Here is a 25,815-nt window from a genome sequence, read left to right on the forward strand (position 1 = left end):
CTTTGTTATCAGTCATGTTGTGCACCCTTCAGGGCTCGACACGGTCCGAGCACGCGCCCGCAGGCGCCGGGACAAACGAAACGGCCTGCGGCCCCAAGGCCGCAGGCTATTCAGGGCTTACATCCAGCCCTTTTCCTTGTAGTACTTCACCGCGCCCTCATGCAGCGGCGCCGAGAGGCCATCCTTGACCATGTGCTCGGGCTGGAGGTTGGCGAAGGCCGGATGCAGCTTCTTGAAGTCTTCGAAATTGTCGAACACGGCCTTGACCATGGTGTACACCGTCTCCGCCGGCACCTTGGCCGAGGTTACGAAGCTCGCGACCACGCCGAAGGTCTCCGTCGGGTTCGGATTGTTGGCATACATGCCGCCCGGCACCGTGACCTTGGCGAAGTACGGCAGCTCCGCGACGAGTTTGTCGACGCCGGGACCGGTCACGTTCACCAGCTTGGCGCCGCAGGTGGTGGTCGGATCCTGGATGTTGGCGGCCGGGTGGCCGACGACGTAGGCGAAGCCGTCGATCTTGTTGTCGCACAGGGCAGCGCCGTGCTCGTCGGGCTTGAGCTCGGAGGCAAGCGAGAAGTCATCCTTGCTCATGCCCAGCGCCGGCATCAGCATTTCCATGGTGGCGCGCTGGCCCGAGCCCGGGTTGCCGATGTTGAAGCGCTTGCCCTTGAAGCCCTCCATCGTGCTCACGCCCGCTTCCTTGCGCGCAAGCACGGTCAGCGGCTCCGGGTGCAGTGAGAAGACCGCGCGCAGGTCCGCGACCGGTCCGGAATCGGCGAACTGGGCCTGGCCCTTGACTGCGTTGTACTGCACGTCGGACTGGGCAACGCCGAAGTCGAGCTCACCGGCCTTGATGGTGTTGACGTTGTACACCGAGCCGCCAGTGCTCTCCACCGAGCAGCGCAACCCGTGCTGGGCGCGGTCCTTGTTGATCAGGCGGCAGATCGCGCCGCCGGCGGCGTAATACACGCCGGTCACGCCCCCGGTGCCGATGGTGACGAACTGCTGCTGCGCGACGGCGGGCGTTGCACCCATCGTGCCCACAAGGGCGAAGGCAGCGGCGATTGCGCTCAATTTTTTCATTGTGTACTCCTCCTGTAAGAATCCCTGCCCTGTTGTGCTTCGGGCATGCGATGAGCTGCGGCACCATGCCGCAACCCACGGAGGAAATACTTAGCACCGAACGTGCCAGGCAGAAGAAAAACAAATTAATGAATTGAAACGGTTTTTCAATCCATGCGCCGTCCCGCGTTCGGTTTTTCGGACAAATCGACCTGGCGACGTCCGAAAAACCGAACGCAGGCGCCGCGCGATCGCGCCCGTCAGCGCCCGATCGAACCACCCTCGAGCCCATGCCGGCGCAGCTTGTCGAACAGCGTGGTCTTCGCCACACGCAGGCTGGCAGCCGCGCGCGTGAGGTTGCCGTCGCAACGCGCCAGTGCCGCAGCGATCAGGCTGCGCTCGAAGGCGTCCACCGCCTCGGCCAGCGAGGGCGGGTCGACCGCATCCCTGTCGGCCTCCGCCAGCACCTCGCGACGGATCCCGAGCACCATGCAGTCCGCCATGTTGCGCAGTTCACGCACGTTCCCGCGCCAGGGATGGGCAAGCAAGCGCTGCATCAGCTCGGGCGGGCACTCGGGCACCGGCAGGTCATGGCGCTGCGCGGACTGCTGCAGGAAATGCTGGAACAGCAGCGGAATGTCCTCGCGCCGCTCGCGCAGGGGCGGCAGCTCGATCATGACCACGTTGAGGCGGTAGTACAGATCCTCGCGGAAGCTGCCCTCGTCCGCGCGCTGGCGCAGGTCGTCCTTGGTGGCCGCCACGATGCGGGTATCTACCGGAACCAGCTGATTGCCGCCCAGGCGCTCCAGGCAGCGCTCCTGAAGTACGCGCAGCAGCTTGATCTGCGCCTGCACCGGCATACTCTCGATCTCGTCGAGGAAGAGCGTGCCGCCGCTGGCATGTTCGATTTTCCCCACGCGCCGACGCGCCGCACCGGTGAAGGCGCCGGCCTCATGCCCGAACAGCTCGCTGTCGAGCAGATGCTCGGGCAGACCGCCGCAGTTGATCGCGACGAAGTTCCCGCGCGCGCGCCGACCGAGCTCGTGCAGGCAGCGCGCCACCCGCTCCTTGCCGGTGCCGGTTTCGCCATGCACCAGGACGTCCACATCCTTGTCGGCGAGGCTGGTCACCAGTTCGCGCAGCTTCACCATGGCCGGCGATTGGCCAATCAGGTACTGCCCTGCACCCGCACGCTGTGCGAGCTGGCTGCGCAACTGCTGAACCTCGCGGCTCAGGCGGCGCTTCTCCAGGGCGCGCCGCACCACGTCCAGCAGGTGGGCCGAGGCGAAGGGCTTGGTGATGAAATCGTAGGCACCGGCACGCATCGCCTCCACCGCATGACTGACGCCACCGTGGCCGGTGATCATGATCACCGGCAAGCTCTCATCCCGGCTCTGCAGCGATTGCAGCAGGCTCATGCCATCCTCGCCGGGGAGGCGCATATCAGTCACCACGACATCGACCCCCGCGCCGTCAAGGTGACGGCGCGCCTCTTCCGCCGAGCCCACGGCAACTGCCGGAATACCCGCGATCTCGAAGGCCTGCTCGCAACCGAGACGCAGATGCGGGTCGTCCTCCACGAGCAGAACCGCGTGTTCGCTCATGCCTTGTCCTCCTTGTGCGGCGGCAAACCGATACGAAAGCTCGCCCCGCCACCCTCGCCGTTGCGCGCGCTCAACGTGCCGCCGAACTCGTGCACGATGTCGCGGGATATCGCCAGCCCAAGGCCCAAACCAACGCCCCGTGGCTTGGTGCTGAAGAAGGGTTCGAACAGGCGTGCACGCACGCCTTCGGCGAGGCCCCTCCCTGTGTCGCTGACCACGATCGCGTCGGGCCAGTCGGCGACACCCTCGATCTCGATTGTCAGCCTGCGCGTCGGGCACCCCTCCATCGCGTCCGCCGCATTGCCGAACAGATTGACCAGCACCTGCTCCAGGCGGCCACGGTCACACCAGACCCGCGCCGTCGCCGGTACCCGGGCCACCACCTCCACACCCTGTTTCTGCAGCCGGTGATCGACCAGGCGCAGGGCGGCGTCAACCGCTTCGCTCAGCCGGACCTCGCCCGGCTGAGCGGGCGATTTGCGGGCGAAGTCGCGCAGCGGCGTGATGATGCCATCCATGCGCCCCACCATCTCGGCGACCAGTTCCAGATTGCGCGCCGCCTTGTCTGTGGCGCCACGGCGCAGGTACTCGGCGGCATTGTCGTTGAGCGTGGACAGCGCGCCCAGCGGCTGCGACAGCTCGTGGGTAATGCCCGTGGCCAGTTGCCCGAGCGCGGCGAGCCTGGCGGCATGGACGAGTTCGTCCTGTGCAGTGCGCAGTTCCGCCTCGGCCGCCTTACGTTCGGCGACTTCACGCTGCAGGCGCTCATTGGTTTCGCGCAGCGAACGCGTACGGCGCTCGACGGTGGTCTCGAGAACGCGGTTGGCCTCTGCAAGCAGTGCCTGGGTAGCAAGCTTCTGACGCACGATACGACGCCGCTGCAGCAGATAGGCCAATGCCATGAGCAGGACCGTGCCCGCACTGAAGACCAGCGCTGCATGGCTGAACGCTTCGGCACGCAGGCTGCGCAGATTCGAGAACAGGACCACGCGCCAGCCCGTGCGCTCGAGCAGCTTGAGCACCACCCGATAACGTGCGGCGTCGAGCCGGCCGGCGCCGTCTGCGGTCAGCACCAGGGCGGGCAGAGTCGCCTCCTCAGGGGGGCTCCCGGTACGCAGGGGCAGCGGGACGACAAAGGGCACGATCTCCTCGTCGTCGTAGAGCCGGCTGGCCCGCGCGGTAGCATGGGCGAGCGCACTCATCGGCTCGAGTGCGCTGTAGCGCCAGCCACTGACTGCGCTCATGATCACGACTCCATTGCTGTCCGCGATCAGCGCGGGCTCCTCGAGCGCCTCAAGGGCCTGCTGCAGCACCCCCAGATCGATCTTGACCGCCACGACACCGACGACCTCCTCACCGTCGCGGATCGGACGCGAGACGAAATACCCCGCATCCTCGCCTGCCTCCCCCACGGAGAAGTCACGCCCGGTGAGCCCCCCCCGGGCCCAGCGGAAATAACTGCGGAAGGACAGGTCCTCGCCCGGCGCAGCGGCCGAGGTGTCACGACCCGCCGCAGCCAGCAGCCGGCCATCGGCATCGAGCAGGTAGATCAGGCGCGCGCCGACCTGATCGTTGAGCGCATGCAGGAAGGCTTGCACCCGCGCCGCCAGCACAGGGTCGCCGGGCGCCAACAGCCAGGCGCGAAGGTCCGGGTTGAGCTCGAGCGTGCCGGGGATGTGCTCAAGCCGCAGGATGATGCTATCGACCGCCGCAGCGAGCAGTTCCAGCCGATGATTGGCCTCCACACGCATGCGTTCGGCGCCGAGCCGCTCGCTGATGCGGTAGGCCTGCACGGCCGCGGCGAACACGCAGCACAGGGCCAGCGCCAGCCAGACACGCTGCCCGAGCCATTCCCGGCGCCTCACTCCGCGTTCGATCAAGCCTGCCCTCCGTCCCCGACCACGCCCGAACGGGCCGACCGAGAGCATACCCGCAGCGGCCCCGATCGGCGACAACGCCAGGCCCGAGGCCGCCCGCCGCCCCCGCATGAAGGGAGGCGGCATTGCGATCAGGGGTAGAGGCCGCGCTCGGCGCGCGCTTCGAGCACGCGATGGCAGGCGATGATGAAAGCCGCGGTGCGCAGCGACACCTTCTTGTCGGCAGCCACGTGCGAGATCGCGGCGAAGGCGTTGACCATCAGGCGCTCGAGGCGCTCGTTGATCTCCTCCTCGGTCCAGAAGAAGCTCGAGAAGTCCTGCACCCACTCGAAATAGGACACAGTCACGCCGCCGGCGTTGGCCAGCACGTCGGGCACCACCAGCACGCCACGTTCGCGCAGCACATCGTCGGCCGCCGGCGTGGTCGGACCATTGGCGCCTTCGACGACGATACGGGTGCGGATGCGCTCGGCGCGCGCCGGGGTGATCTGGCCCTCGAGCGCAGCCGGGACGAGGAAGTCGCACTCGATCTGCCAGAAGTCCTCGATGTCGATCGGCGCGGCGCCCGGAAAGCCGGCGAGCCCGCCGTTCGCGGCCACGTGCGCGAGCGCCGCGGGGATGTCGATGCCGTGCTCGTTGGCCAAGGTCGCGGTATGGTCGGCCACCGCCAGCACGCGCGCGCCGGCCTCGTGGAACAGGCGCGCGGCGATGCCGCCGACGTTGCCGAAGCCCTGCACGACCACGCGCGCGCCGTCGATCTGCAGGCCGATCGTGCGGCCGGCCTCGCGCGCGGTGATGAACACGCCGCGGCCGGTGGCTTCCTGGCGGCCCAGGCTGCCGCCGAGCGCGATCGGCTTGCCGGTGACGACGCCGGTGGCGGTGCCGCCGCGGTTCATCGAGAAGGTGTCCATCATCACCGCCATGGTCATCGCGTTGGTGCCAACGTCCGGCGCCGGGATGTCGCGATCGGGGCCGATGATCACGCCGATCTCGGAGGTGTAGCGCCGGGTGATGCGCTGTAGCTCGCCCTTGCTGACGCTGTTGGGGTCGACGCGGATGCCGCCCTTGGCGCCGCCGAAGGGCAGGCCGACCGCGGCGTTCTTGATGGTCATCCAGCCGGCGAGCGCCATCACCTCATTGAGCGTCACGTCGGGGTGGAAGCGCACACCGCCCTTGCCCGGGCCGCGCGACAGGCTGTGCTGCACGCGGTAGCCCTCGAAGTGGGCAACGGTGCCGTCGTCGCGCTCGATCGGCACATCCACGATCAGCGTGCGCTTGGGGCGGATCAGGGTCTCGACCCAGCGCTCGAGCGAGCCGAGGTAGGGGCGCACACGCTCGATCTGCTGCACGAAGCTGGCCCAGGGTTCGGGCGCGGCCGGGTTGAGGTAGGACAGGCCGCCCAGCTTGTCGAAGGAGGCGGGGTTCGGGGGGGTGGCGCTCATGTGCGGTGTCTCCGGGGTGGGGAAGCGCACATTCTGTTGTCCCCGCCGCGCAGGGTGGATGCCGTTGGATCATCAGGTCATGCGTTCAACGCATAACCTTTGGATGCCGCCGCTTGGGGCTCACCCACCCGGGGGCGTCGCCCCCCGTGGTCACCCCGTCACCCCCGATCGCCACCTTCCACGGCGCCCGTCAGGTACGCCCACAGGCGCAGCAGCTCGGGCCGGGTGTTGGCGCGGTCGCGGTACAGCCGCACCTCCATCTCCAGCGTCCAGCGCGCATCGCCGGCGGGCGCGATCTCGCCGCGCGCCAGCTCGCGCGCCACCGCGCTCTCGGGCAGGAACGCGAGGCCGTGGCCGGCGAGCAGCATCGCCTTGAGGCTCTCGGCCATGTCGGATTCGTACTGCAACGCCAGATGTGCGGGCTGGCCGGCGCGATCGAGGATGGTGTCGACCATCCGGCGCAGGTAGGTGTTCGGTCCGTATCGCAGGAAGGGAATCGGCGCTGCGGGCGTGCCCGGCAACCGCCAGCGTCCGCTCGCGGCGAGACTGCGCGGCAGATAGGGCCGCACCGCCTCGGTGGCGAGCTTGAGCCCGTCGAAGCGCGCGGGGTCCAGCCACACCGGGTAGGCCGGATGGTGGTAGCAGAGCAGGAGGTCGCAGCCGCCCTCGACCAGGCTGCTGACCACGTCATGCACGTTGCCCGCCATCAACCGCGTGGGCACGGCGCCGAAGTCCTGCCGCAGCCGCGCCAGCCAGGCCGGAAAGAAGGCAAAGGCGAGCGTGTGCGGCACCGCGAAGGCGAGCACGCCGCCGGCCACCGGCTGCAGGCCGCGCGCCAGCGCACGCGCCGAGTGCAGCCGGCTGATGAGATCGGCCGCGGGGCCCTTGAAGGCCTCACCCGCTGCGGTGAGCTGCGTCGGGTAGGCGCTGCGATCGACCAGCGGCGCACCCAGCCAGGCCTCCAGCGCGCGGATGCGGCGCGAGAAGGCGGGCTGCGACACGTGGCGCTGCTCGGCCGAGCGCGAAAAGCTGCCGGTCTCGGCGAGGCTGAGAAAATCCTCCAGCCATTTCAGCTCCATCCGCCCACCTCCGCGCCCGGTGCAGGGCCATGGCCGTGCGGCCCGCGCTCCGCATGCTCGACGGCACGCGGACGGAACCGCCACCACGGCAGTTCGCGGTTCATCGCCAGCACCTCGCCGCTGCGCGCGGGCGTGTAGCCGGGCAGGGCGGACAAGCTGTGCTGCCAGGCCCCGGTACGCAGCAGATCGAGCAGGGCCTGCGTCGCCGGCTGCGCCAGGCTGCTCTTGAGGCACGCGAGGAAATACTGCTCTTCGGCCAGCGGCACGAAATCCAGCCCCAGCGCCTGCGCCCCGGCCTCGATACCGAAACCCGCATCCGCGCGCCCGGTGGCGATTGCGCGCGCCACCGCAGCATGCGAAGGCTCGACCTCGGCGTATCCGCGGATGCGCTCGGGGGCGATCCCCGCCTCGGCCAGCAGTTCGTCCAATAGCACGCGGGTGCCGGTACCCAGCGCGCGGTTGACGAAGCGCGCGCCCTTGTCGGCCAGGTCGGTCAAGGTCTCGAGCCCGAGCGGATTGCCGGGCGCCACGATCAAGCCCTGCCTGCGGCGCGCAAAGCCGATCAGCTTGTGCCGCCCGGGGCGCAGCAGCGGCTTATAGGTGCGCTGCGTCAGCGAACCCTGGGCGGGCGCGATGCGCACATGAAAGCCCGCCATTTCGCAGCGCCCCTCGTTGAGCGCACGAATCGCGTCCACGCTGCCGGAAAAGCGGATGTCCAGATGCAGTCGCGCCTGGCGCGCATGCTCGGCGAGCGCCACGAGCGCCTCATCGTGGCTGGCATGGAAGGTGAGCACATGCGCGCTTTCGTCGAAGGCCACGGCGAAGGCGCGCTCCAGGTCAGCGCGCAAGGCCTCGATCTGCGGCAACAGGCGCGCCTGGGCCTGGCGCTCGGCCCACAGCAGCTTGGCGCCGAAGTCGGTCAGGCGCGCGGCCTGGCCCTTCTCCCACAGGATCAGGGGCTGGCCGAGCGCCGCGTCCCAGCGCTTGAGCTCACCCCAGACGTGGCGATACGACAGGCCGAGCTGGCGCGCGGCGGCCGAGATCGACCCCTGGTCGCTGACCGCCTGTAGCAGATCGAGCAGCGGATTGCGGATCAGCGCCGGTGCGGCTTCGGTCCCGAGCGTGTAATTGAGGCTGATCCTATGCATTTCTTTTCATATTGATCGCGGTTTCCAGGCTCCATAGATTGGCGCAACACGAGGACGCCGGGCAATGCCACAGCCCCAGGAAAACCAGCGCCCACCCCGGAGCTAACCAAAGGAGACACCCACATGACGTCCCTACTCGCAGCATTGTCGCGCAAGCACCTCCGCACCGCTGCAGCCGCCAGCCTGCTCGCGCTGCTGCCGTTGTCCGCGCAGGCCGAAGGCCCCTCCATCGTCGTCGCCTCGACCACGTCGACCGAGCAGTCCGGCCTTTTCGGGCACATTCTGCCGCAGTTCAAACAGGCTGCCGGCATCGACGTGAAGGTCGTTGCGCTCGGTACCGGCCAGGCCCTGGACGTCGGCCGCCGCGGTGATGCGGACGTGGTGTTCGTGCACGACGCCGCAGCGGAGCAGAAGTTCGTCGACGAAGGCCACGGCATCGAGCACCGCAAGGTCATGTACAACGACTTCGTACTGATCGGTCCCAAGGACGACCCGGCCGGCACCCACGGCAAGGACATCACCGCCGCCCTGCAGAAGCTGGCCGCCACCAACGGCAATTTCGTGTCGCGCGGCGACAAGAGCGGCACGCACGCCGCCGAGCTGCGCTACTGGAAGGCCGCCGGGGTCGACAACAAGGGCGCCGGCTACAAGGAATGCGGCTGCGGCATGGGTCCGGCGCTGAACATGGCGGCATCGAGCGGCGCCTACGTGCTCGCCGACCGCGGCACCTGGCTCAGTTTCAAGAACCGCGCAGGCCTCGCGGTGCTGGTCGAGGGAGACACCCGCCTCTTCAACCAGTACGGCGTGATGGTGGTGAATCCGGAACGCCACCCACATGTGAAGACGGCCGAGGCGCGCAAGTTCGTGGAATGGGTAGTGTCACCTGCCGGGCAGGACGCGATCGCGTCGTACAAGATCGAAGGCGAGCAGTTGTTCTTCCCGAACGCGGGCAAGTAAGCACGGCGGACAGCCGAGAACGCGACGGCCGCGGGCAATGCTCGCGGCCATTTCGTTTCTGCGCGGAGCCGTTCATCCCCGGACCGGCAGCGCCGTCTTGTCGATCACCCGCCGCAGCACGAAGCTCGAATGCACCCCGGTCACCCCAGGAATGCGGGTGATGCGGTTGAGCAGCAGTTCCTGGTAGCCGTCCATGTCGGCGACGATGACCTTCAGCTGGTAGTCGGCGTCCTGGCCAGTGATCAGCAGGCATTCGAGCACCTGCGGGATCTTCTCGACCTCCGCCTCGAAGTGAGCGAAGCGCTCCGGCGTATGGCGGTCCATCGAGATGTGGATCAGCGCCATCAGCGACAGACCGAGCTTCTTCGCATCGAGCAGCGCACGGTAGCCGATCACCAAGCCGGACTCCTCCAGCGCGCGCAGCCGGCGCAGGCAGGCCGAGGGCGAGAGCGCAATGCGATCCGCGAGCTCCTGGTTGCTGATACGGCCATCCTGCTGCAGCAGGCCCAGAATCTGACGGTCGTAGCGGTCGAGTTGCATTATCGGGCGCCCCATTTCACATGTGACGCACATTCTTGCGCGAAAACTCAAATTCGTAAATCTTTCTGCGCAAAGATACCCTTTTGCAGCGCAACAACGCAATCGTCTGCCTCAGCTGGCCGCGTAAACTTTCGTCCATCGAATAACGCCACGCCCCCCGAGGACCGCGCCATGATGTTGCAGAATCCCGCCGCCAAATACCGCCCCTTCGCCCCGATCGCGCTCGCCGACCGCCAGTGGCCGAACAAGGTCATCGACCGCGCCCCGATCTGGATGAGCACCGACCTGCGCGACGGCAACCAGGCGCTGTTCGAGCCCATGAACGTCGAGCGCAAGATGCGCATGTTCCGCACCGTGTGCGACATCGGCTTCAAGGAGATCGAGGTGGGCTTTCCGTCCGCCTCGCAGACCGACTTCGACTTCGTGCGCACCCTCATCGAGGGCGGTCACATCCCGGCGGACGTCACCATTCAGGTGCTCACCCAGGCGCGCGAGGACCTCATCCGCCGCACCATGGAGTCGGTACGCGGCGCGCCGCGGGCGATCATCCACGTCTATAACGCCACCTCGCCCACCTTCCGCGAGGTCGTGTTCGGCATGCAGAAGCCGCAGGTGGTGGCGCTCGCGGTGTCGGCGGTACGGCTCATCAAGCAGATCGGCGAGCAAATGAGGACGGAGTGCGGCACCGAGATCCGCCTCGAGTACAGCCCGGAGACCTTCTCCGCCACCGAGCTCGACTTCGCCAAGGAAGTCTGCGACGCCGTCACCGCGGAATGGGGCGCGACGCCGGACAACAAGGTCATCCTCAACCTCCCGGCCACCGTCGAGGTGTCGACGCCCAACGTTTACGCCGACCAGGTCGAGTGGATGCACCGTAACCTCGCGCGCCGTGACGGCGTCGTGCTCTCGCTCCACCCGCACAACGACCGCGGTAGCGGCATCGCCGCCGCCGAGCTCGGCATGATGGCCGGCGCCGACCGCGTCGAAGGCTGCCTGTTCGGCAACGGCGAGCGCACCGGCAACGTAGACATCGTCACCCTCGCGCTCAACATGTACACGCAGGGCGTGTCGCCCGGGCTCGACTTCTCCGACATCAACGCGGTTGCACGCACCGTCGAGTACTGCAACCAGTTGCCCATCCACCCACGCCACCCCTATGTGGGGGATCTCGTATTCACGGCCTTCTCCGGCTCCCACCAGGACGCCATCAAGAAGGGATTCACCGCCCACAAGGCGGATGCACCGTGGAACGTACCCTACCTCCCGATCGACCCCGCCGACGTCGGCCGCAGCTACGACTCCGTGATCCGGGTGAATAGCCAGTCCGGCAAGGGCGGCATCGCCTACCTGCTCGAGACCGAGTACGGCATCGCAATGCCGCGCCGCCTGCAGGTGGAGTTCTCGCGCGAGGTGCAGCAGGTCACCGACGCCAGCGGCGGCGAAATGTCGGCGTCGGCAATCTGGAACCTCTTCCGCAGCACTTATCTCGACACCGTCACGCCGGTGCGCTACGTCGAGCACCATCTGTTCGAGCACGGCGAGGCACAGGGCATCCGCCTGGTGGTGGAGATCGGCGGCACCCGACACCTGCTCGTAGGCGAGGGCAATGGCCCGATCGACGCCGCCATCCACGCCTTGCGCGGCGCCGGCATTGACGTCCAGGTGCGCAGCTTCGAGGAGCGCTCGATCACCCCCAGCGAGGACGGCGGCAACGCCCAGGCCTGCGCCTTCCTCGAGCTCACCGAGGCAGGCGGGCAAGGCGGCGACCGCTACGGCGTGGGGGTGGACGGCAACATCGTCACCGCCTCGATCCGCGCCATCATCAGCGGCATCAATCGCCTGCAGCCGGCGCGCGCAGAGGCGCCGGCAGAAAAGGCGGCCTGAAGCGCGCGGCGGGCGCTTCTGCGCGCCCCATCCCGAACGCCCCCTGGGCAGGAACGTGCCCAGGGCATGAAAAAAGAACGCAGTCACCGGCGCCCTCCGTTCAGACGGGTCGTTGCCCCAGCCGTTGCCCCGCGACCTCCCCGATCATCGCTACCAAGGTCAGGTAGGGCCATCACGAGTATTTTTTAGCCTGTGTGTAAAAGCACACTACCGGGTGGTTTCGGGCGAATGGCACAATCCGGACGAGCGCGACCACCTGCCGGACAACCATGCCGGGCCGGCAGAGCGGCTGTGCGCGCGAATCCACCACCTCATCCCCCGTGACTCCTCGCGTCTCCCCCTGCTGGGCATCCCCCAAGCCGTTCCCGACAACGAACCCGCGAGCGGCGGCCTCGACAAGCAACCGTTCAGCCCCAAGCGCACGCGCACGGTATGGTGCTCGAAAACGCTTGTGCGCCCTGCTTCTTGGACTGATGTTTGCCGTCGCATTCAAGCTGGCAATCGGCGCCGAGCCGGGCCCATCCGCCACCGCGGCGGGCGAGGGCGCAAACGTGCGCCTGTGCATCGATCCCGACTGGGCTCCCTATGAATGGCTGGACGAACAGGGCCGCCATCGCGGCATCGCCGCCGACCTGACCCGGCTGATCGCGGCACGTGCCGGCCTGCGCCTGAGCATCGTCCAAAGCACCAGTTGGGATGAGAGTCTGTCACTGGCCCGTACCGGCAAGTGCGACGCCCTTTCCTTCCTCAACGAGACGCCGGAGCGAGCGGGCTGGCTCAGTTTCACCCGCCCATACTTCTTCGACCGCAACGTCATCATCACCCGCGCCGAACACCCGGACATCGCCAGCCTGGCGGACCTGCCCGCCGGGACGATGATCGCGCTACCTACGGCGACCTCGATCATCGAGCAGGTCGGACGTGACTTCCCCGGGTTGCGTATCCTGCCGGTCGCCTCGCTCGGAGGCGGAAGCCCTCGGCATGGTCGAGCAGCGCGAAGCTGAACTCACCCTGCGTGCCCTCACCATCGTCGCACACACGATCAAGACCGAAGGTTGGTTCAACCTCAGGATCGCCGGCGGGGTACCCGCGTACGGCAACCGCATGCGCATCGGCATCGTCGGCAAGCGCCCGGAGCTGCTTGCCGCGCTCGACGCCGCAATCGCATCCCTGACGCCAGAGGAGGTCGACGAGATCGTCAACCGGCACGTCGCGATCGATGTTGCATCCGGGGTTGACCGCCTCCTCCTCCTCCGGATCAGCGCAGGCTTCTTCCTCTTGCTGCTGTTGGCCTATCTTTGGATCCGGCACCTGCGTGGGGTGAACCAGCGCCTGGCCGCACTCGGCAAACAGTTGGGCGAGGATATTGCAGCGCGCCAGCGCGCAGAGCAGGCGCTCAAGGAGAGTGAGGAGCGCTACCGCTCGCTGGTGGAAATGGCGCACGAGAGCATCATCGTGGTGCAGGACGAGCGGGTGGTGTATTGCAATCCGGCCTTCCACGAACTCGTCGGCTACAACATGCGCGAACTGGCGCGGATCGACGCCATAGAAGGATTGATCCACCCAGACGACCAGCAGCGTGCGCGCGAGAACCACACCAGGCGTATCACCGGAGAGGAAGCTGAGCAGCGCTATCCGCTGCGGCTCGTACACAAATCGGGCCGCCTGCTGTGGGCAGAAACCAGCGGCGTGTCGATCCGCTGGAACGAGCGGCCCGCAACCCTGAACATCGTCAACGACATCACTGCGCGAATCGAAGCAGAGGAGAAGATCAAGCACCTCGCGCAGCACGACACGCTCACCGGTCTACCCAACCGCGCACTGCTGTTCGAGCGCCTCGAACGTGCGCTTGCCGCCGCCCAGCGCAACCATCATCTGCTGGCGGTCCTGTTCATCGATCTGGATGGCTTCAAACCGGTCAACGACCGGTACGGCCACGACATCGGCGACGCCCTTCTGCAAGCAGTCGCCCAGCGTCTGCAGGGCCTGGTGCGCGAGTCCGACACCGCAGCTCGGATCGGCGGCGACGAGTTCGTCGTACTGCTGCCGATGATCGCAGCCGACGAGGACGCCGACAACGTCGCCGGCAAGCTGCACACCGCCCTGGCCAGCCCCTTCGACATCCACGGTCAGCGCATCATCATCTCGGGCAGCATCGGTGTCGCGCTGTATCCGCGCGATGGCGACAGCGCCCCAGCGTTGATGCAACGTGCGGACTGCGCGATGTACCGGGAAAAGCAGATCGCGCACGCACGCTGATCCAGCACTCGCACCGCAGAGGCCGCGCTGGCAGCATCGCCCACCGTCTCCTACAATGCGTTCGTCATTTACAGAGACTCTGTCATGTGCGCTTCCATCGCCACGTTCCGAGCACGCATCGGTCCCGGCCTCTGCGCCCTGGCCATCGCCACCTGCCTGCTGCCGACCGCCGGTTTCGCCCAGGCCACAGACGCCGTGCAGGCCAGCGCACCGCCGGCAATGCTCGCGCTGCATGACGACGGAAAGCTCGACCCCGCCGGTTACTGGATCAGCGAGAAGCTCGACGGCGTGCGCGCATTGTGGGACGGACAACGGCTACGCTTTCGCAGCGGGCGCGAAATCGTCACCCCCGCGTGGTTCATCGCCGCGCTGCCCGCAACGCCGCTGGACGGCGAACTCTGGATCGACCGCCGAAATTTCGACGCACTCTCAGGCCTGATCCGCCGCGAGGATCCGCATGACCCCGCTTGGCGCCACGTGCGCTACATGCTCTTCGACCAGCCCGGCGGCGCGGGCGATTTCAGCACCCGGCTACAGGCGCTGCGGCAGATCGTCGCCAGCACCGCGTGCCCCTGGCTGCAACTGGTGCCGCAGCAGCGCATAGCCAACCGCGCTGCCTTGCAGCGCATGCTCGAGGAGACCTTGGCCGGTGGCGGCGAAGGGCTGATGCTCCACCGTGCCGACGCGCAGTGGGAGCCCGGTCGCAGCGCCGCCTTACGTAAGCTCACGCCCTGGCTTGACGCCGAGGCACGCGTCATCGGCTACGTTCCCGGCAAGGGCCGACTCCAGGGCAAGGTCGGCGCACTGCTCGTCGAGACCGATGACGGCCGCCGCTTTCGTATCGGCAGCGGCCTCACCGACGCCCTGCGCGCCGCACCGCCGCCGCTCGGTGCGCTCGTCACCTATCGCTACCGCGAACTCACCCCGGGCGGCCAGCCGCGCTTCCCACGCTTTCTTCGAGAGCGGGTACTCCCCTGAGAGCGGATCATCGGCGGCGCCAATACGGGTCACGACCCCGCATTCGATGAAACATCTGTGCACGTGGCGCCCCCGCGACCCGCTGGTCCGCTCACCCCTCCAGCTGCAGCGCCGCCAGCCGTGCGTACAGCCCGCCCTGGCGGCGCAGGTCGGCCGGGGTGCCGGTCTCGACGATACGGCCGGCGTCCATCACCACGATGCGGTCCACTTTCTGCACCGTCGCCAGGCGGTGCGCGATGATCAGTGTGGTGCGCCCCTGCATCGCGGCGGCCAGGCCCTGCTGCACCAGGATCTCGGATTCGGCGTCGAGCGCACTGGTAGCTTCATCGAGCAGCAGGATGGGCGCCCCCTTGAGGATCGCACGCGCGATCGCGATGCGTTGGCGCTGGCCGCCCGAGAGCCGGGTGCCACGCTCGCCGAGGAAGGTCGCATAGCCCTCGGGCAGGCGGGAGATGAACTCATCGGCCACAGCGGCGCGGGCGGCAGCGATCACATCGTCGTCACGGGCGTCGGGGCGGCCGTAACGGATATTGTCCAGCGCGCTCGCGGAGAAGATCACCGGGTCCTGCGGGACGATGGCGATACGCGCGCGCAGGGCGCGCAAGGGCAACGTGCGGAGGTCGCGGCCGCCGATGCATACCCGGCCGTCGGACACCTCGTAGTAGCGCATCAGCAGCTGGAACAGGCTGGTCTTGCCCGCACCGGACGGGCCGACCAGCGCGACCTTCTCGCCTGCAGCGATCTGCAGCGAGACGTCGTCGAGCGCCGCCACAGCCGGGCGCGCGGGGTAGCGGAAAACGACGTGCTCGAGCTCGATTCGAGCCTCCGCAACCGAATCCGCCTGCGCAACGGTCGATGCGCCCGGAGACCTATCCCGTGGCAGCGGGCAATCCCGCCCCCACGGCGCCGGTGCAGCCATCTCCGCATCGCGGATCGCCGGCTCGGCGTGCAGCAGCTCCAGCAGGCGTCCGGTGGCACCGCTCGCACGCATCACGTCACCCCATACCTCGGCCAGCGTGCCGGCGCCGCCCGCCACCAGCGCAGCGTAGATCACGAAGGCGCCAAGCTCGCCCACCGACAGTGCGCCCGCCTGCACCTGGCGCGCGCCGATCCACAGCACGAAGATGATCGTGCCCATCACCGCGGCGATGATCAGCCCGGTGAGCACCGCGCGCACCCGCGTGCGCCGCACCGCGGTGGCGAAGCTGGTCTCGGCGCGCGCAGCGAAGCGCGCGGCCTCGTTGTCCTCCTGCGTGAAGGCCTGCACCGTGGGCATGGCGTTGAGGATCTCGCCGGCAAGCGCCGACGCATCGGCAATGCGGTCCTGCGCCTCGCGCGACAGGCTGCGCACGCGGCGACCGATGAGGGTGATCGGCAGCGCAATCAGGGCCATCAGCCCGAAGATGAGGCCGAAGAGCTGCACGCTGGTGACCGCCAGCATCACCATGCCGCCGGCGAACTGGAACAGGCTGCGCAGGCCCATCGAGATCGAACTCCCCACCACGGTCTGCACCAGCGTCGTATCACCCGTGAGCCGGGACAGCACCTCACCGGTCTGCAGGGTCTCGAAGAACTGCGGTGACTGGCGCAGCACACGCGCGTACACCGCGCTACGCAGATCGGTGGTGACCCGCTCGCCGATCCACGACACGGTGTAATAGCGCGCCGCCACGGCCGCCGCCCAGAACACCGCGAGGCCGAAGAGCGCAACGAAGCGCCCGTCCAGACCTTGCGCGCCGAACAGCCCTCCGCCCGCCGCTGCCCCGGTGCGGGCTACGCCAGCCGCAGACACGCCGCCGAAGCCCGCATCGATCAGGTCACGAAACGCCAGCGGTACAACGAGAATCGCTGCCGATCCCAGGCACAGCAACAGGAAGGCGAGAGCCACCCGCCCACGGTAGGGGCGCAGGAAGGGGAGCAGGCCGCGCAGGGTGGAGAACGCTCGGCGCGGAACGGGGGCATCGGTGTCGGGCATACAGAATTATTGCCGCTTCGCCCGTTCGCCGACAGCCCGCCCGCACTGGGCTATGCTTCGGTCAGTGCCCACCCACCGCCACCGATCCGCCCTCATGAAAGCGCACATCCTGCAGCACGTTCCCTTCGAAGGCCCCGCTTACATCGGCCAATGGCTGGCACAACGGGGGGCCGACATCCGCTACACCCGCTTCTGGGCCTCCCCCGCGCTGCCCGACCCGGCTGAGGTCGGACTGCTGGTGGTGATGGGCGGACCGATGAGCGTCAACGACGAAGCGGAATTCCCCTGGCTGGTGGAAGAGAAGCGCTTCATCGCCGAAGTAATCGCCCTCAATCGCCCGGTGCTGGGCATCTGCCTCGGGGCGCAACTCATCGCCAGCGCCCACGGTGCACGCGTGTATCGCAATGCCGAGAAGGAAATCGGCTGGTTCGAGGTTGCGGCCGCCACGTCCGCAGGCAGCACGGATCACACGGACACGCCGGTACCGCGCTTCGAATTCCCGGCGCGCACCGCCGTGCTGCACTGGCACGGCGAGACCTTTGACCTGCCGCCTGGCGCTCGACTGCTCGCCAGCAGCGCCGCCTGCAGACACCAGGCCTTCCAGCTCGGCGAACGCACGGTAGGCCTGCAATTCCACCTCGAGATGACGCCCGAAAGCCTGCACGCGATCGTCCACCACTGCCGCGACGAGCTCGTGCCGGCGCGCTGGATTCAGGACGAGGCTACGATCCTGGACGGGGCACCGGATCACTTCGCCATGACCCACGCCTTGATGGATCGCCTGCTCGACTGGCTCACACGCACGCCACACACAGCACACGCATGACTTCAGAGCATGCAGAACGGATCGACAGAATGGTGCAACCCTGTCCCGCAGATCCAAGCTCACACACCGCATTTCCGGGAGATCCGCCATGTCCTTCGCAAGCCCCGCAGCGCCTCCATCCTTCCTGCGCGCCCTGCTGCTCGCGCTCTGCACGCTGCTGCTGACCGGCCTCACCGGCTGCGCGAGCTTCACGCATCGGGAGCAGGTGCGCATCAACGTCGTCGGGCTGGAGCCAATTCCGGGCGAAGGCATGGAGATGCGCTTCAAGGTGAAGCTGCGTGTGCAGAACCCCAATGAGCGCGCGATCGATTTCGACGGCATCGCGCTCGACCTCGACCTCAACAATCGCCCCTTCGCCAGCGGCGTCAGCGACCGCAGCGGCAGCGTGCCGCGTTTCGGCGAGGCGCTGATCGAGATCCCGGTGTCGGTCTCGGCCATCGCAGTAGTGCGTCAGGCGCTGGGAGTGATCGAAGGCGAGGGCAAGGCCGAAGTACCCTACACCTTGCGCGGCCGGCTCGCCGGCGGGCTGATCGGCAGCATGCGTTTTTCGGATTCCGGCACCCTGAAGCTGCCCGAACCATTGAAGACGCCACGCTGACCGGCGGCACGTCTTGCGGAACCCGGGTTTGACCCAGCGCATGAACACCTCATCACGGGGCGTCTAGAATGCAGCGACACTTCCGCCCTCCACAGGGACACATACCGAACGCATGGACAACGACCGCCCCACCGGGCCTGCACTGACCCTGACGCTGGACGAGGCCACGCGGGCGCTCAGCGCCAGCGTCGCGCCCGACGCCCGCTTCCCGCGTGTCGACGCGATGTGGCTGCGCAGCCGGCTCGAAGCCGCCGGCTACGGCAAGCTGCAGATCCGGCCCGAGCCGATCAAGCACCTGATCGCACGCTACAACGCGGGCGAGACCGTGCCGCCGATCGAGATCGCCCATTGTGTCGATGCCAGCCTCGAGCTCGTAGTCGCACTCGATGGGCTCACCGCGCGCCTGAACCTCGTTCCCCCCAAGGGTGGCAAGCCCGCCACCGAATCCGATCTGCGTGCGCTGCTCGCAAGCAAGGGGGTCGTCGAAGGCGTGCTGGACGAAGCGATCGCGGATACCATCGCCGCCGGCAAGGCCGAGGACCTGGTCATCGCCCGCGGACGGGAACCCGTTGCCGGTGAGGACGGGCAGCTCGAGAGCCTGTTACCTGAGACACGCGAACGCGTCCCGAGCGTGCACCCCAGCGGACGCACCGACTATCGCGACCTCGGCGAGGTGCTGGTGGTGCATGCCGGCGATGCGCTGATGCGCCGCCACCCCCCCACGAATGGCACCGAAGGCCTGAGCGTCTGTGCTCGCCCGGTGCCCGCCAAGCCTGGTCGCAACGTGGTCTTCGCCGCCGGCCTGCGCGGCGTGGCGCCCGCAGCTGACGACCCCGACCTGCTCGTGGCAAGCACCGACGGCCAGCCACTGAAGGTGCGCGGCGGCATCATGGTCGAGCCGGTGTTTACCGTAGACGCGGTAAATATGGCCACCGGGAACATCGTCTTCGACGGCACTGTCCGCGTACGCAACGACGTACAGGCGGGCATGACGGTGCGCGCGACCGGCGACATCGAGATCGGCGGCGCGGTCGAGAACGCAACCCTGGAGGCTGGCGGAAACATTGTCGTGCGAGGCGGGGTCGTCGGCAGCCTGGGCGCCAAGGGCGCAGCCAAGGACACCAACGCCCACGCAATCCGCTGCGAAGGCAGCTTCTCCGCCACCTATGCCCAGCAGGCGCGCATCTGCGCCGGCGACTCGATCTTCATCGATGATCTGGTCATGCAAAGCCAGCTTGAAGCCGCAAACCACGTCCGCGTCGGACATGAGCGCCGCGGTCACATCGTCGGCGGGCTGACACGTGCCGGTCTATCCGTGCATGCGCGCGTGATCGGCGCCCCGAACCGCATCCGCACCGAGATCGAAATCGGCAGCGATCCTGCCCTTGCCCGGGCCGTGCAGGACAAGGCCTCAGCGCGCGACCAAAGGGAGAACAAGCTGCTCGAGATCGGCAAGCTGCTCACCCTGGCCGATCGCAGCCCGGGGAAGATCGCAGCCGAGATCATCGCCCGCGCAGAGGAAACCGCCGCCACCCTGTCTGCAGAGATTGAAACCCTGCGTGGCGAGGAAGAAGGCCTGCGCCACCATTTGATGCTGGTCCAGCAGGCACGCGTGAACGCAGAGAGTGCGATGTACGAGGGCTGCGTCATCGCCATGGGCGAAAACACGCTGCGCATCCCACACGACCGCGGACCGAGTACGGTTCGCCTTGCAGACCAAAAGCTCGGCGTGTTTCCGCTCGAGGACGACAGCCACCTTGGCGCACCGCAGCGGCCGGAATCCGCCGCACTTCAACGCTGAGCCCACACGTGCAACGGGCCCTGCGTGGGGCCCGTCCTATGCTGTGCGCTGGATGCTCCGGATGCGCTTACTTCAACGCCGCGAGCGCCGCCGCGTAGTCCGGCTCCTGCTTGATCTCGGGTACGCGCTGCGCGTAGACGACCTTGTCATTCGCATCCACGATCACGACCGCGCGCGCGGTCACGCCCGCGAGCGGACCGGTGGTGATCGCCACACCGTAGTCCTGGGCGAACTGGGGGTTGCGGAAGGTCGACAGCGTATGCACGTTCTGCAGGCCTTCAGTCTCGCAGAAACGCTTGGCGGCGAAAGGCAGATCGGCCGAGATGACCAGCACCACGGTGTCGGCGAGATCGGCAGCGGCCTCATTGAACTTGCGCGCCGAAGCCGCACACACCGGGGTATCCAGGCTGGGCACGATGTTCAGCACCTTGCGCTTGCCGGCGAAAGCGCCAAGGCCGACGTCCGCCAGGTCAGCGCCGGTGAGGCTGAAGGCGGGCGCAGCATCGCCGGCCTGCGGGAAACGGCCCGCCACTTCGATCGGGTTGCCGCCGAGGGTTACTTTGCTCATGTTTCTGCTCCTGTGGGTGAGGTGGTTACCGGCTTGTTCGTCGGGCGCCGGCTGATCCGCCTATTAGCCTACACCAAGCCCTTGCCTGCTGCCCGACCGTTCAGCGCCCAACCCGGGACAGCTTGAGCAGACGCGAACCGCGGTCGATCATGACCGTCAGCAGCACCATCACCAGCAGGTAGGCGCCGGCACGCTCGAAGCGGAACCACTCGAAGTTGAAGCTGAACTGGAAGCCCAGGCCACCAACGCCAACCAGTCCGAGCACCACCGCTGCGCGCACGTTGCTCTCGAACTGGAAGAAGCTGTAGGTCATCCAGTCGCGCCACACGCGCGGCACTGCCACCAGACCATAGGTCGCCAGGCGCGAGGCGCCGCACGTGGGCTCGAAGCGGCGCAACGGCTGGTTGTCCACCGCTTCGCCGAAGACCCGGGTGAGCACACCCAGCGTGTGCAGCGCAATCGCCAGCGTGCCCGCTACCAGGCCCGGACCGAAGAAGGCGATGCACAGGAAGGCCCACATCACCTCGGGCACACCGCGTGCGATCACCGCGGCTGCGCGCGCGGCCGCGAGCTGCAAGGCGCGCAGCACGCGCAGCCAGGGCGCCGGCGTCTCGCCACTGAAGCGCGCGGCATGCAGCTGGAAACTGGCCGAGTGCGGGTAGGTCAGCAGGATCGCAGCCGCCACGCCAAGCATCGTACCAACCACCGCGATGGCGAGCGGGATCGCCGCTGACTCAAACACCCGCCACACGAACCACTTCTGCAGTGCCTGCTGCCAGGCGAGCCAAGCCGATGGCCGCCAGAAATCGAGCACGCCATGGGTGGCGAAGAGTTCGACCGCCTTGCCCTCGCCGGCCCGCGCGCTGACTCTGGCCGGGTCACCAAAGCCGATCGCGGCGAGGTCGAGTTCGGGCCGCAGCAAGCGTTCGAAGAAGCGCAGTTTGCCCCAGGCCTCGCCGCTCAGCAGCTCCATGGCGGGCGCAAGATGGTTTCGCGCCGCCCCATCCTCTCCCCCCCGGTCGCCCCAGCCCATGAACCAGAGCGACCACAGCAACGCCAGCACAACCAGTGCGCTAGCCAGCCAGGGACCCGGCGGCGGACGGGCGCCCCCCCGCGTGACAGGCGAAGACATGGACCCGCTTGCAACCCGGCCCGGGTGTAGCGCATCCACGCACACCGGCGACTGCGGTCCATCGCCCAGCCCATCGCCACGACCGGCCACCACGCAAGAGGCCCCGCCGCCCTGGCGGGACGAGTCACCGCGCAACTGGCGACGGAGGGTGTTGCTGGCGAGGTCCGCCGCCAGCGTCAGCAACAGGGTGAACAGGATCAGCGTGCTCACCTTATCCCAGGCACCGAAGCGCACCTGGTACCAGATCTCCGAGCCCAACCCGCCGCCGCCCACCGCACCGATCACCGCGGCGTTGCGGATCGCGCATTCGGCGCGCATCAGCGTGAAGGACAGCACATTGCGCGAGGCGAGCGGGCGGATGCCGTACAGAAAGGTCGCCAGCCGCCCACCGCCGAGGCTGCGCACCTGGGCATAGCGCGCCGGGTCTACGCTGTCCCACAGCTCGCTATACACCTTGGCGAGGATGCCGGTGATGTTGAGCGCCAGCGCGAGGGCACCGGTCAGCGGGCCAAGACCGATCAGCGCCACCAGGATGATCGCCCACACGAAATCCGGCACGGCACGCAGGATATCCTGCGCCAGCCGGCAGGCGGCGCACAGCAGCGCGGCCGGAGAGCGCAGCGGCAGGCTCCGCCAGAGGCGCGTGAGCAGGCCGCCACCGGCTACGGCACGCTCCTCGCCGACGCACACGGCACGGCTCGCCCCCATCGCCAGCGGCCAGGCCAGCATCACCGCCAGCGCCGTGCCGAGAATGGCTGCAGACAGGGTCTGCAGGGTCAGATCCATGGCATTGCGCACGAAGTCCGGCGACAGGTCGGGGCGGGCGAAGGCTGCCAGCCAGGCGCCGATGCGCGCCGCAGCCTGTGCGCGGCGTTCGGCGTCCGTAAGCGCGCTCCAATCCCAGTCCGCTGCAGAGAAGGCCAACAGCATTGCCAGCAGCACGGCGAGCAGGGCAACGAAATGGCCCAGCGGACGGCGCGCATGGCACGCTCCCGAAGCCAGCGCGACCGTGCTCATCCCATCCCTCCGACAGCGTCGGTCAAGGGAGCATCCGGAGCCGAGCCTCTCGCGGCCACGCTGGCGTACGCTGCGCGATGCCCTGAGGTCGTCCATCCGCTCACGCCGGTACCTCGATCTCGTCCAGGTGCAAGGCGCGATACTCGGCACCGTAGAGATCACGCAACATTCCCTGCGTGATCTGCGCCGGCTCACCCTGCCAGAACAGGCGACCGCCACGTAAGGCGATAACGCGGTCGAAATGGCCTTGGAGCAGATCCAGCGTGTGCAGATTGACCACCAGCGTGACCCCGTCGCGCCGTGCCAACTCACCCAGCAGACCGATGATCTCGCGGCCGAGGCGCAGATCGAGCGCGCTCACCGGCTCATCGGCCAGCACCAGCCTCGGTTGCTGAACGATCAGGCGGGCAACCGCGACACGCTGCTGCTGGCCGCCCGACAGCTCGTCAGGCAGCGCCCACAGCCTGTCGGCGAGTTCGACGCGAACCAGCGCCGCGCGCGCGCGCTCGATCTGCTGCGGCCACAACAGCGACAGCAGCGCGCGTGCGATCGACCAGTGGCCGAGGCGGCCCATGAGCACGTTGTGCACCACACGCAACTGCGGAATCAGGTTGTCCTGCTGATGCAGGAAACCCACCGCCCGTCGCAGCCGCGCCAGCCGGCGCCCGCGCAGATGACGCGTATCCTCACCCAGCGTGAGCACATGCCCGGCCGCAGGCTTGACCAGCCCCGATACGAGCCGAAACAGCGTGGTCTTGCCCGCCCCGGAAGGGCCGATGACGGCGACACGTTCACCGGGCGCAATGTCCAGGCTGATGTCATCGAGCACGCGCTGGCCGCCATAGGCGACCGCCGCCGCCACGAGGCGCACCGGCGGCAGCGTACACGCCGGAACGTCGGGAGAGTCGATGTTCATGATGAGATCGATGAAGGGCATGCGACGCACGCGGCGCGCACCCATGCTGTCTGATGAACCGGACGGTGGGCGCGAGGCTTGCCCGCACCTGCGGACAAGCGCTCCACAGCCGCCCGCCCTCGGGGAACGGCCCGCGCGGCGCTCAGCCGCCGATGTCGAGCCCGGACTCGAGCAGGTCGACGTAATGCTGCCACTCGCCCACTTCGGCTTCGACGAAGCTGCCGGCCTTGAGGTACTTCAGCACCTGTGCACCCTCGGGCGTGCTGCCGTCGATCGACAGCAGCGCGCTGCGCAAGGCCGTCAGCAGTTCGGGGCCGAGGTCGGCACGGGCGGCAAGGGCGTAATCGATGTAGGTCGGGGTCTTGTAGACGATCGGCGCACGAGCCTTGAGCGCCTCGTCGGCCTTGTCCCAGGACGCGTAGTTCAGGGCGCCGAGCTGATGCGTGCCGTCGGCCACCATGCGCAGGGTCACGTCGTGACTACCCGAATAGGCCACGGTGCGGAACACCTTCTCCGGCGTGCTCGCGGTCTGGTCCATGAAGAACTTGCGCGGCATCACGTGCCCGGAGGTGCTGCTCTTGCTGCCGAAGGTGAAGCTCCAGCCCTTGCCCTGGGCCGCTTTGGCGAGTGCGGCGAGATCGTTCACCGGCGTCAGGCCGGTCGACGGGTTGGCGATGAAATAGCTGACGAAGCGCTTGTCGATGTCGCGGCAGCCCAGCACGGTGAGCGCTTCGCCCATCTGCATGCGCGCCTGCGCCGTGGTCACGGCACCGAGCCAGGCAATGTGGGCACGGCCGGTCGCAAGCGCGGTGACGCTGGCGGCGTAGTTCTCGACGTGCATGTACTCGACCGGAATGCCTGTTGCCTGGCCAAGCAGGCGAGCCAATGCGCCGAAATGCTCGCGCATGCGATCGGCGTCGCCGTCGTCCGGAATCGCGGTAATGACCAGTCGGGCCGGCGGCTGTGCGGCAAACGCCGCGCCAGAACTTGAACCCAGGACGCCAGCGAGCGCGAGCGCGGCCGAAGACAGCAGAAAGCCTCTGCGTCCTGCAGAATGGATGTCGTGCATGAACTACTCCCGATTTTCGGCAGCCGGCGCGCGAACGCACGGCAAGCCAGCCGTCCTGGTGCAGGTGCGCCGGGACTTAATCCGCCCGGTGCAATGCCAGGCAACGAGGCGCGGAGAGAACGCTCCGCGGCGGGCGGGCCGAACGAAGATCGGCCACGATTGCCCGCCAAGGGGCGAATGCTACCGCGTTCGGGAGCAGCTTGCAGCGGGCGGGCGCACCCGCCGGCTTCGCTAGCCTCAGCGCACCATTGCGCGCAGACGGGCGATGCGGTCCTGGGTGGACGGGTGAGTGGAGAACAGGCCGCGCAACCCCCCGCCGGAGAGCGGGTTCATGATCATCATCTGTGCCGTCTCGGGATGCTGTTCGGCGGTATGCATCGGGATGCCACGCGCGTAGGCATCGATCTTGGCGAGCGCGCTGGCGAGCGACTCGGGGTCGCCGGAGATCTCCGCGCCACCTCGGTCCGCACCGAACTCGCGCGTGCGGCTGATCGCCATCTGGATGACCATGCCGGCCAGGGGCGCGAGGATCATCATCACGATGCTCACGATGGGGTTGGGACGGTTCTCGCCGTCACGCCCGCCGAAGAACATGCCGAAGTTGGCAAGCATCGAGATTGCGCCGGCGACCGTCGCCGAGATGGTCGAGATCAGGATGTCACGGTTCTTCACGTGCGCCAGTTCGTGCGCCATCACACCGCGCAGCTCACGCTCGGAGAGCATGCGGATGATGCCGCTGGTGGCCGCAACTGCGGCGTTCTCAGGGTTGCGGCCGGTGGCGAAGGCGTTGGGCTGGGCCTCGTCGATGATGTACACCTTGGGCATGGGCAACTCGGCGCGGCGCGCGAGTTCGGCGACCATGTTGTACAGGTAGGGCGAAGAGGCGGCATCGACCTCACGCGCCTTGTACATCTTCAGCACCATCTTGTCCGAGAACCAGTAGGCCCAGACGTTCATCGCACCGCCCATCACGAGCGCGATCAGCATGCCCTGCTGGCCGCCGATGGCCGCGCCCATCGCGCCGAACAGGGCGACGATGCCGGCCATCAGGATGGAGGTCTTGATCCAGTTTCCGAACAT

21 protein-coding genes are annotated in these 25,815 nt (G+C 67.8%); 8 read left to right on the forward strand and 13 right to left on the reverse strand.

All coding sequences use genetic code 11. From position 1 onward, the window contains the following. Positions 1-117 precede the first annotated feature (117 nt). From ACNKW1_RS14130 to ACNKW1_RS14155, 6 genes are all read right to left on the reverse strand, one after another. The gene (locus ACNKW1_RS14130; RefSeq protein ID WP_418365241.1) at positions 118-1,086 is read right to left on the reverse strand and encodes a TAXI family TRAP transporter solute-binding subunit; all 969 of its coding nucleotides are present in this window, start codon (positions 1,084-1,086) and stop codon (positions 118-120) included. A 239-nt stretch (positions 1,087-1,325) separates the two neighbouring features. Next, the gene (locus ACNKW1_RS14135) at positions 1,326-2,669 is read right to left on the reverse strand and encodes a sigma-54-dependent transcriptional regulator (RefSeq protein WP_418365242.1); all 1,344 of its coding nucleotides are present in this window, start codon (positions 2,667-2,669) and stop codon (positions 1,326-1,328) included. Beyond that, positions 2,666-4,549 (reverse strand): sensor histidine kinase, encoded by a 1,884-nt coding sequence (locus ACNKW1_RS14140; RefSeq protein WP_418365243.1) that lies wholly within the window; start codon positions 4,547-4,549, stop codon positions 2,666-2,668. The genes ACNKW1_RS14135 and ACNKW1_RS14140 overlap by 4 nt, the downstream gene beginning before the upstream one ends. Before the next feature lie 128 nt (positions 4,550-4,677). Beyond that, positions 4,678-5,988 carry a Glu/Leu/Phe/Val family dehydrogenase gene (locus tag ACNKW1_RS14145; RefSeq protein WP_418365244.1) on the reverse strand — a complete coding sequence of 437 codons (1,311 nt, stop codon included), beginning with the start codon at positions 5,986-5,988 and terminating at the stop codon, positions 4,678-4,680. Positions 5,989-6,146: 158 nt separating this feature from the next. Continuing rightward, entirely contained in the window at positions 6,147-7,067 is a 921-nt protein-coding gene (locus ACNKW1_RS14150) for a LysR family transcriptional regulator (protein WP_418365245.1), read from the reverse strand. Next, entirely contained in the window at positions 7,058-8,215 is a 1,158-nt protein-coding gene (locus ACNKW1_RS14155; RefSeq protein ID WP_418365246.1) for a substrate-binding domain-containing protein, read from the reverse strand. Before ACNKW1_RS14155 ends, ACNKW1_RS14150 begins: the two co-directional genes overlap by 10 nt. Before the next feature lie 123 nt (positions 8,216-8,338). Here ACNKW1_RS14155 and ACNKW1_RS14160 point away from each other — a divergent pair, with 123 nt between their 5' ends. Then, a complete protein-coding gene (locus ACNKW1_RS14160) occupies positions 8,339-9,172 on the forward strand; it encodes an extracellular solute-binding protein (protein ID WP_418365247.1) in 834 nt (277 codons plus the stop codon). Between the two features lie 72 nt (positions 9,173-9,244). Here ACNKW1_RS14160 and ACNKW1_RS14165 read toward each other — a convergent pair whose 3' ends face one another. Further along, positions 9,245-9,712 carry an Lrp/AsnC family transcriptional regulator gene (locus ACNKW1_RS14165; RefSeq protein ID WP_418365248.1) on the reverse strand — a complete coding sequence of 156 codons (468 nt, stop codon included), beginning with the start codon at positions 9,710-9,712 and terminating at the stop codon, positions 9,245-9,247. Between the two features lie 171 nt (positions 9,713-9,883). On the opposite strand from ACNKW1_RS14165, the gene leuA reads away from it, so the two are divergent. From leuA to ACNKW1_RS14185, 4 genes are all read left to right on the forward strand, one after another. Next, positions 9,884-11,596: a 2-isopropylmalate synthase gene (gene leuA, locus ACNKW1_RS14170; protein ID WP_418365249.1), complete on the forward strand. Its 1,713-nt coding sequence runs from the start codon at positions 9,884-9,886 to the stop codon at positions 11,594-11,596. A 473-nt stretch (positions 11,597-12,069) separates the two neighbouring features. Next, positions 12,070-12,600: a transporter substrate-binding domain-containing protein gene (locus ACNKW1_RS14175; RefSeq protein ID WP_418365250.1), complete on the forward strand. Its 531-nt coding sequence runs from the start codon at positions 12,070-12,072 to the stop codon at positions 12,598-12,600. Then, positions 12,578-13,855 carry a diguanylate cyclase domain-containing protein gene (locus tag ACNKW1_RS14180; RefSeq protein WP_418365251.1) on the forward strand — a complete coding sequence of 426 codons (1,278 nt, stop codon included), beginning with the start codon at positions 12,578-12,580 and terminating at the stop codon, positions 13,853-13,855. The genes ACNKW1_RS14175 and ACNKW1_RS14180 overlap by 23 nt, the downstream gene beginning before the upstream one ends. 84 nt (positions 13,856-13,939) lie before the next feature. Then, positions 13,940-14,833 (forward strand): DNA ligase, encoded by an 894-nt coding sequence (locus ACNKW1_RS14185; RefSeq protein WP_418365252.1) that lies wholly within the window; start codon positions 13,940-13,942, stop codon positions 14,831-14,833. 91 nt (positions 14,834-14,924) lie between these two features. Here ACNKW1_RS14185 and ACNKW1_RS14190 read toward each other — a convergent pair whose 3' ends face one another. Beyond that, on the reverse strand, positions 14,925-16,808 hold the full coding sequence (locus ACNKW1_RS14190) for an ABC transporter transmembrane domain-containing protein (protein WP_418365253.1): 1,884 nt from the start codon (positions 16,806-16,808) through the stop codon (positions 14,925-14,927). A 94-nt stretch (positions 16,809-16,902) separates the two neighbouring features. Between ACNKW1_RS14190 and ACNKW1_RS14195 the strand changes: the two genes are divergently transcribed. The 3 genes from ACNKW1_RS14195 to ACNKW1_RS14205 all read left to right on the forward strand — a co-directional run bounded on the left by ACNKW1_RS14195 (position 16,903) and on the right by ACNKW1_RS14205 (position 20,033). Then, positions 16,903-17,634, forward strand: a complete 732-nt coding sequence (locus ACNKW1_RS14195) for a type 1 glutamine amidotransferase (RefSeq protein WP_418365254.1) — start codon at positions 16,903-16,905, stop codon at positions 17,632-17,634. Positions 17,635-17,722: 88 nt separating this feature from the next. Further along, positions 17,723-18,232, forward strand: a complete 510-nt coding sequence (locus ACNKW1_RS14200) for an LEA type 2 family protein (RefSeq protein WP_418365255.1) — start codon at positions 17,723-17,725, stop codon at positions 18,230-18,232. Positions 18,233-18,344: 112 nt separating this feature from the next. Beyond that, positions 18,345-20,033 (forward strand): DUF342 domain-containing protein, encoded by a 1,689-nt coding sequence (locus ACNKW1_RS14205; RefSeq protein WP_418365256.1) that lies wholly within the window; start codon positions 18,345-18,347, stop codon positions 20,031-20,033. Positions 20,034-20,100: 67 nt separating this feature from the next. Here ACNKW1_RS14205 and tpx read toward each other — a convergent pair whose 3' ends face one another. The 5 genes from tpx to htpX all read right to left on the reverse strand — a co-directional run bounded on the left by tpx (position 20,101) and on the right by htpX (position 25,815). After that, positions 20,101-20,601 carry a thiol peroxidase gene (gene tpx, locus ACNKW1_RS14210; protein WP_418365257.1) on the reverse strand — a complete coding sequence of 167 codons (501 nt, stop codon included), beginning with the start codon at positions 20,599-20,601 and terminating at the stop codon, positions 20,101-20,103. Between the two features lie 100 nt (positions 20,602-20,701). Then, entirely contained in the window at positions 20,702-22,750 is a 2,049-nt protein-coding gene (locus ACNKW1_RS14215; protein ID WP_418365258.1) for a PhnE/PtxC family ABC transporter permease, read from the reverse strand. 100 nt (positions 22,751-22,850) lie between these two features. After that, positions 22,851-23,711, reverse strand: a complete 861-nt coding sequence (locus ACNKW1_RS14220) for a phosphonate ABC transporter ATP-binding protein (protein WP_418365259.1) — start codon at positions 23,709-23,711, stop codon at positions 22,851-22,853. 97 nt (positions 23,712-23,808) lie between these two features. Then, complete coding sequence (phnD, locus tag ACNKW1_RS14225; protein WP_418365260.1) at positions 23,809-24,735, reverse strand: phosphate/phosphite/phosphonate ABC transporter substrate-binding protein; 927 nt, start codon at positions 24,733-24,735, stop codon at positions 23,809-23,811. A 237-nt stretch (positions 24,736-24,972) separates the two neighbouring features. Next, positions 24,973-25,815 carry a zinc metalloprotease HtpX gene (htpX, locus tag ACNKW1_RS14230; protein WP_418365261.1) on the reverse strand — a complete coding sequence of 281 codons (843 nt, stop codon included), beginning with the start codon at positions 25,813-25,815 and terminating at the stop codon, positions 24,973-24,975.

The organism is Thauera sp. WH-2 (assembly GCF_048321015.1).
Taxonomy (GTDB): domain Bacteria; phylum Pseudomonadota; class Gammaproteobacteria; order Burkholderiales; family Rhodocyclaceae; genus Thauera.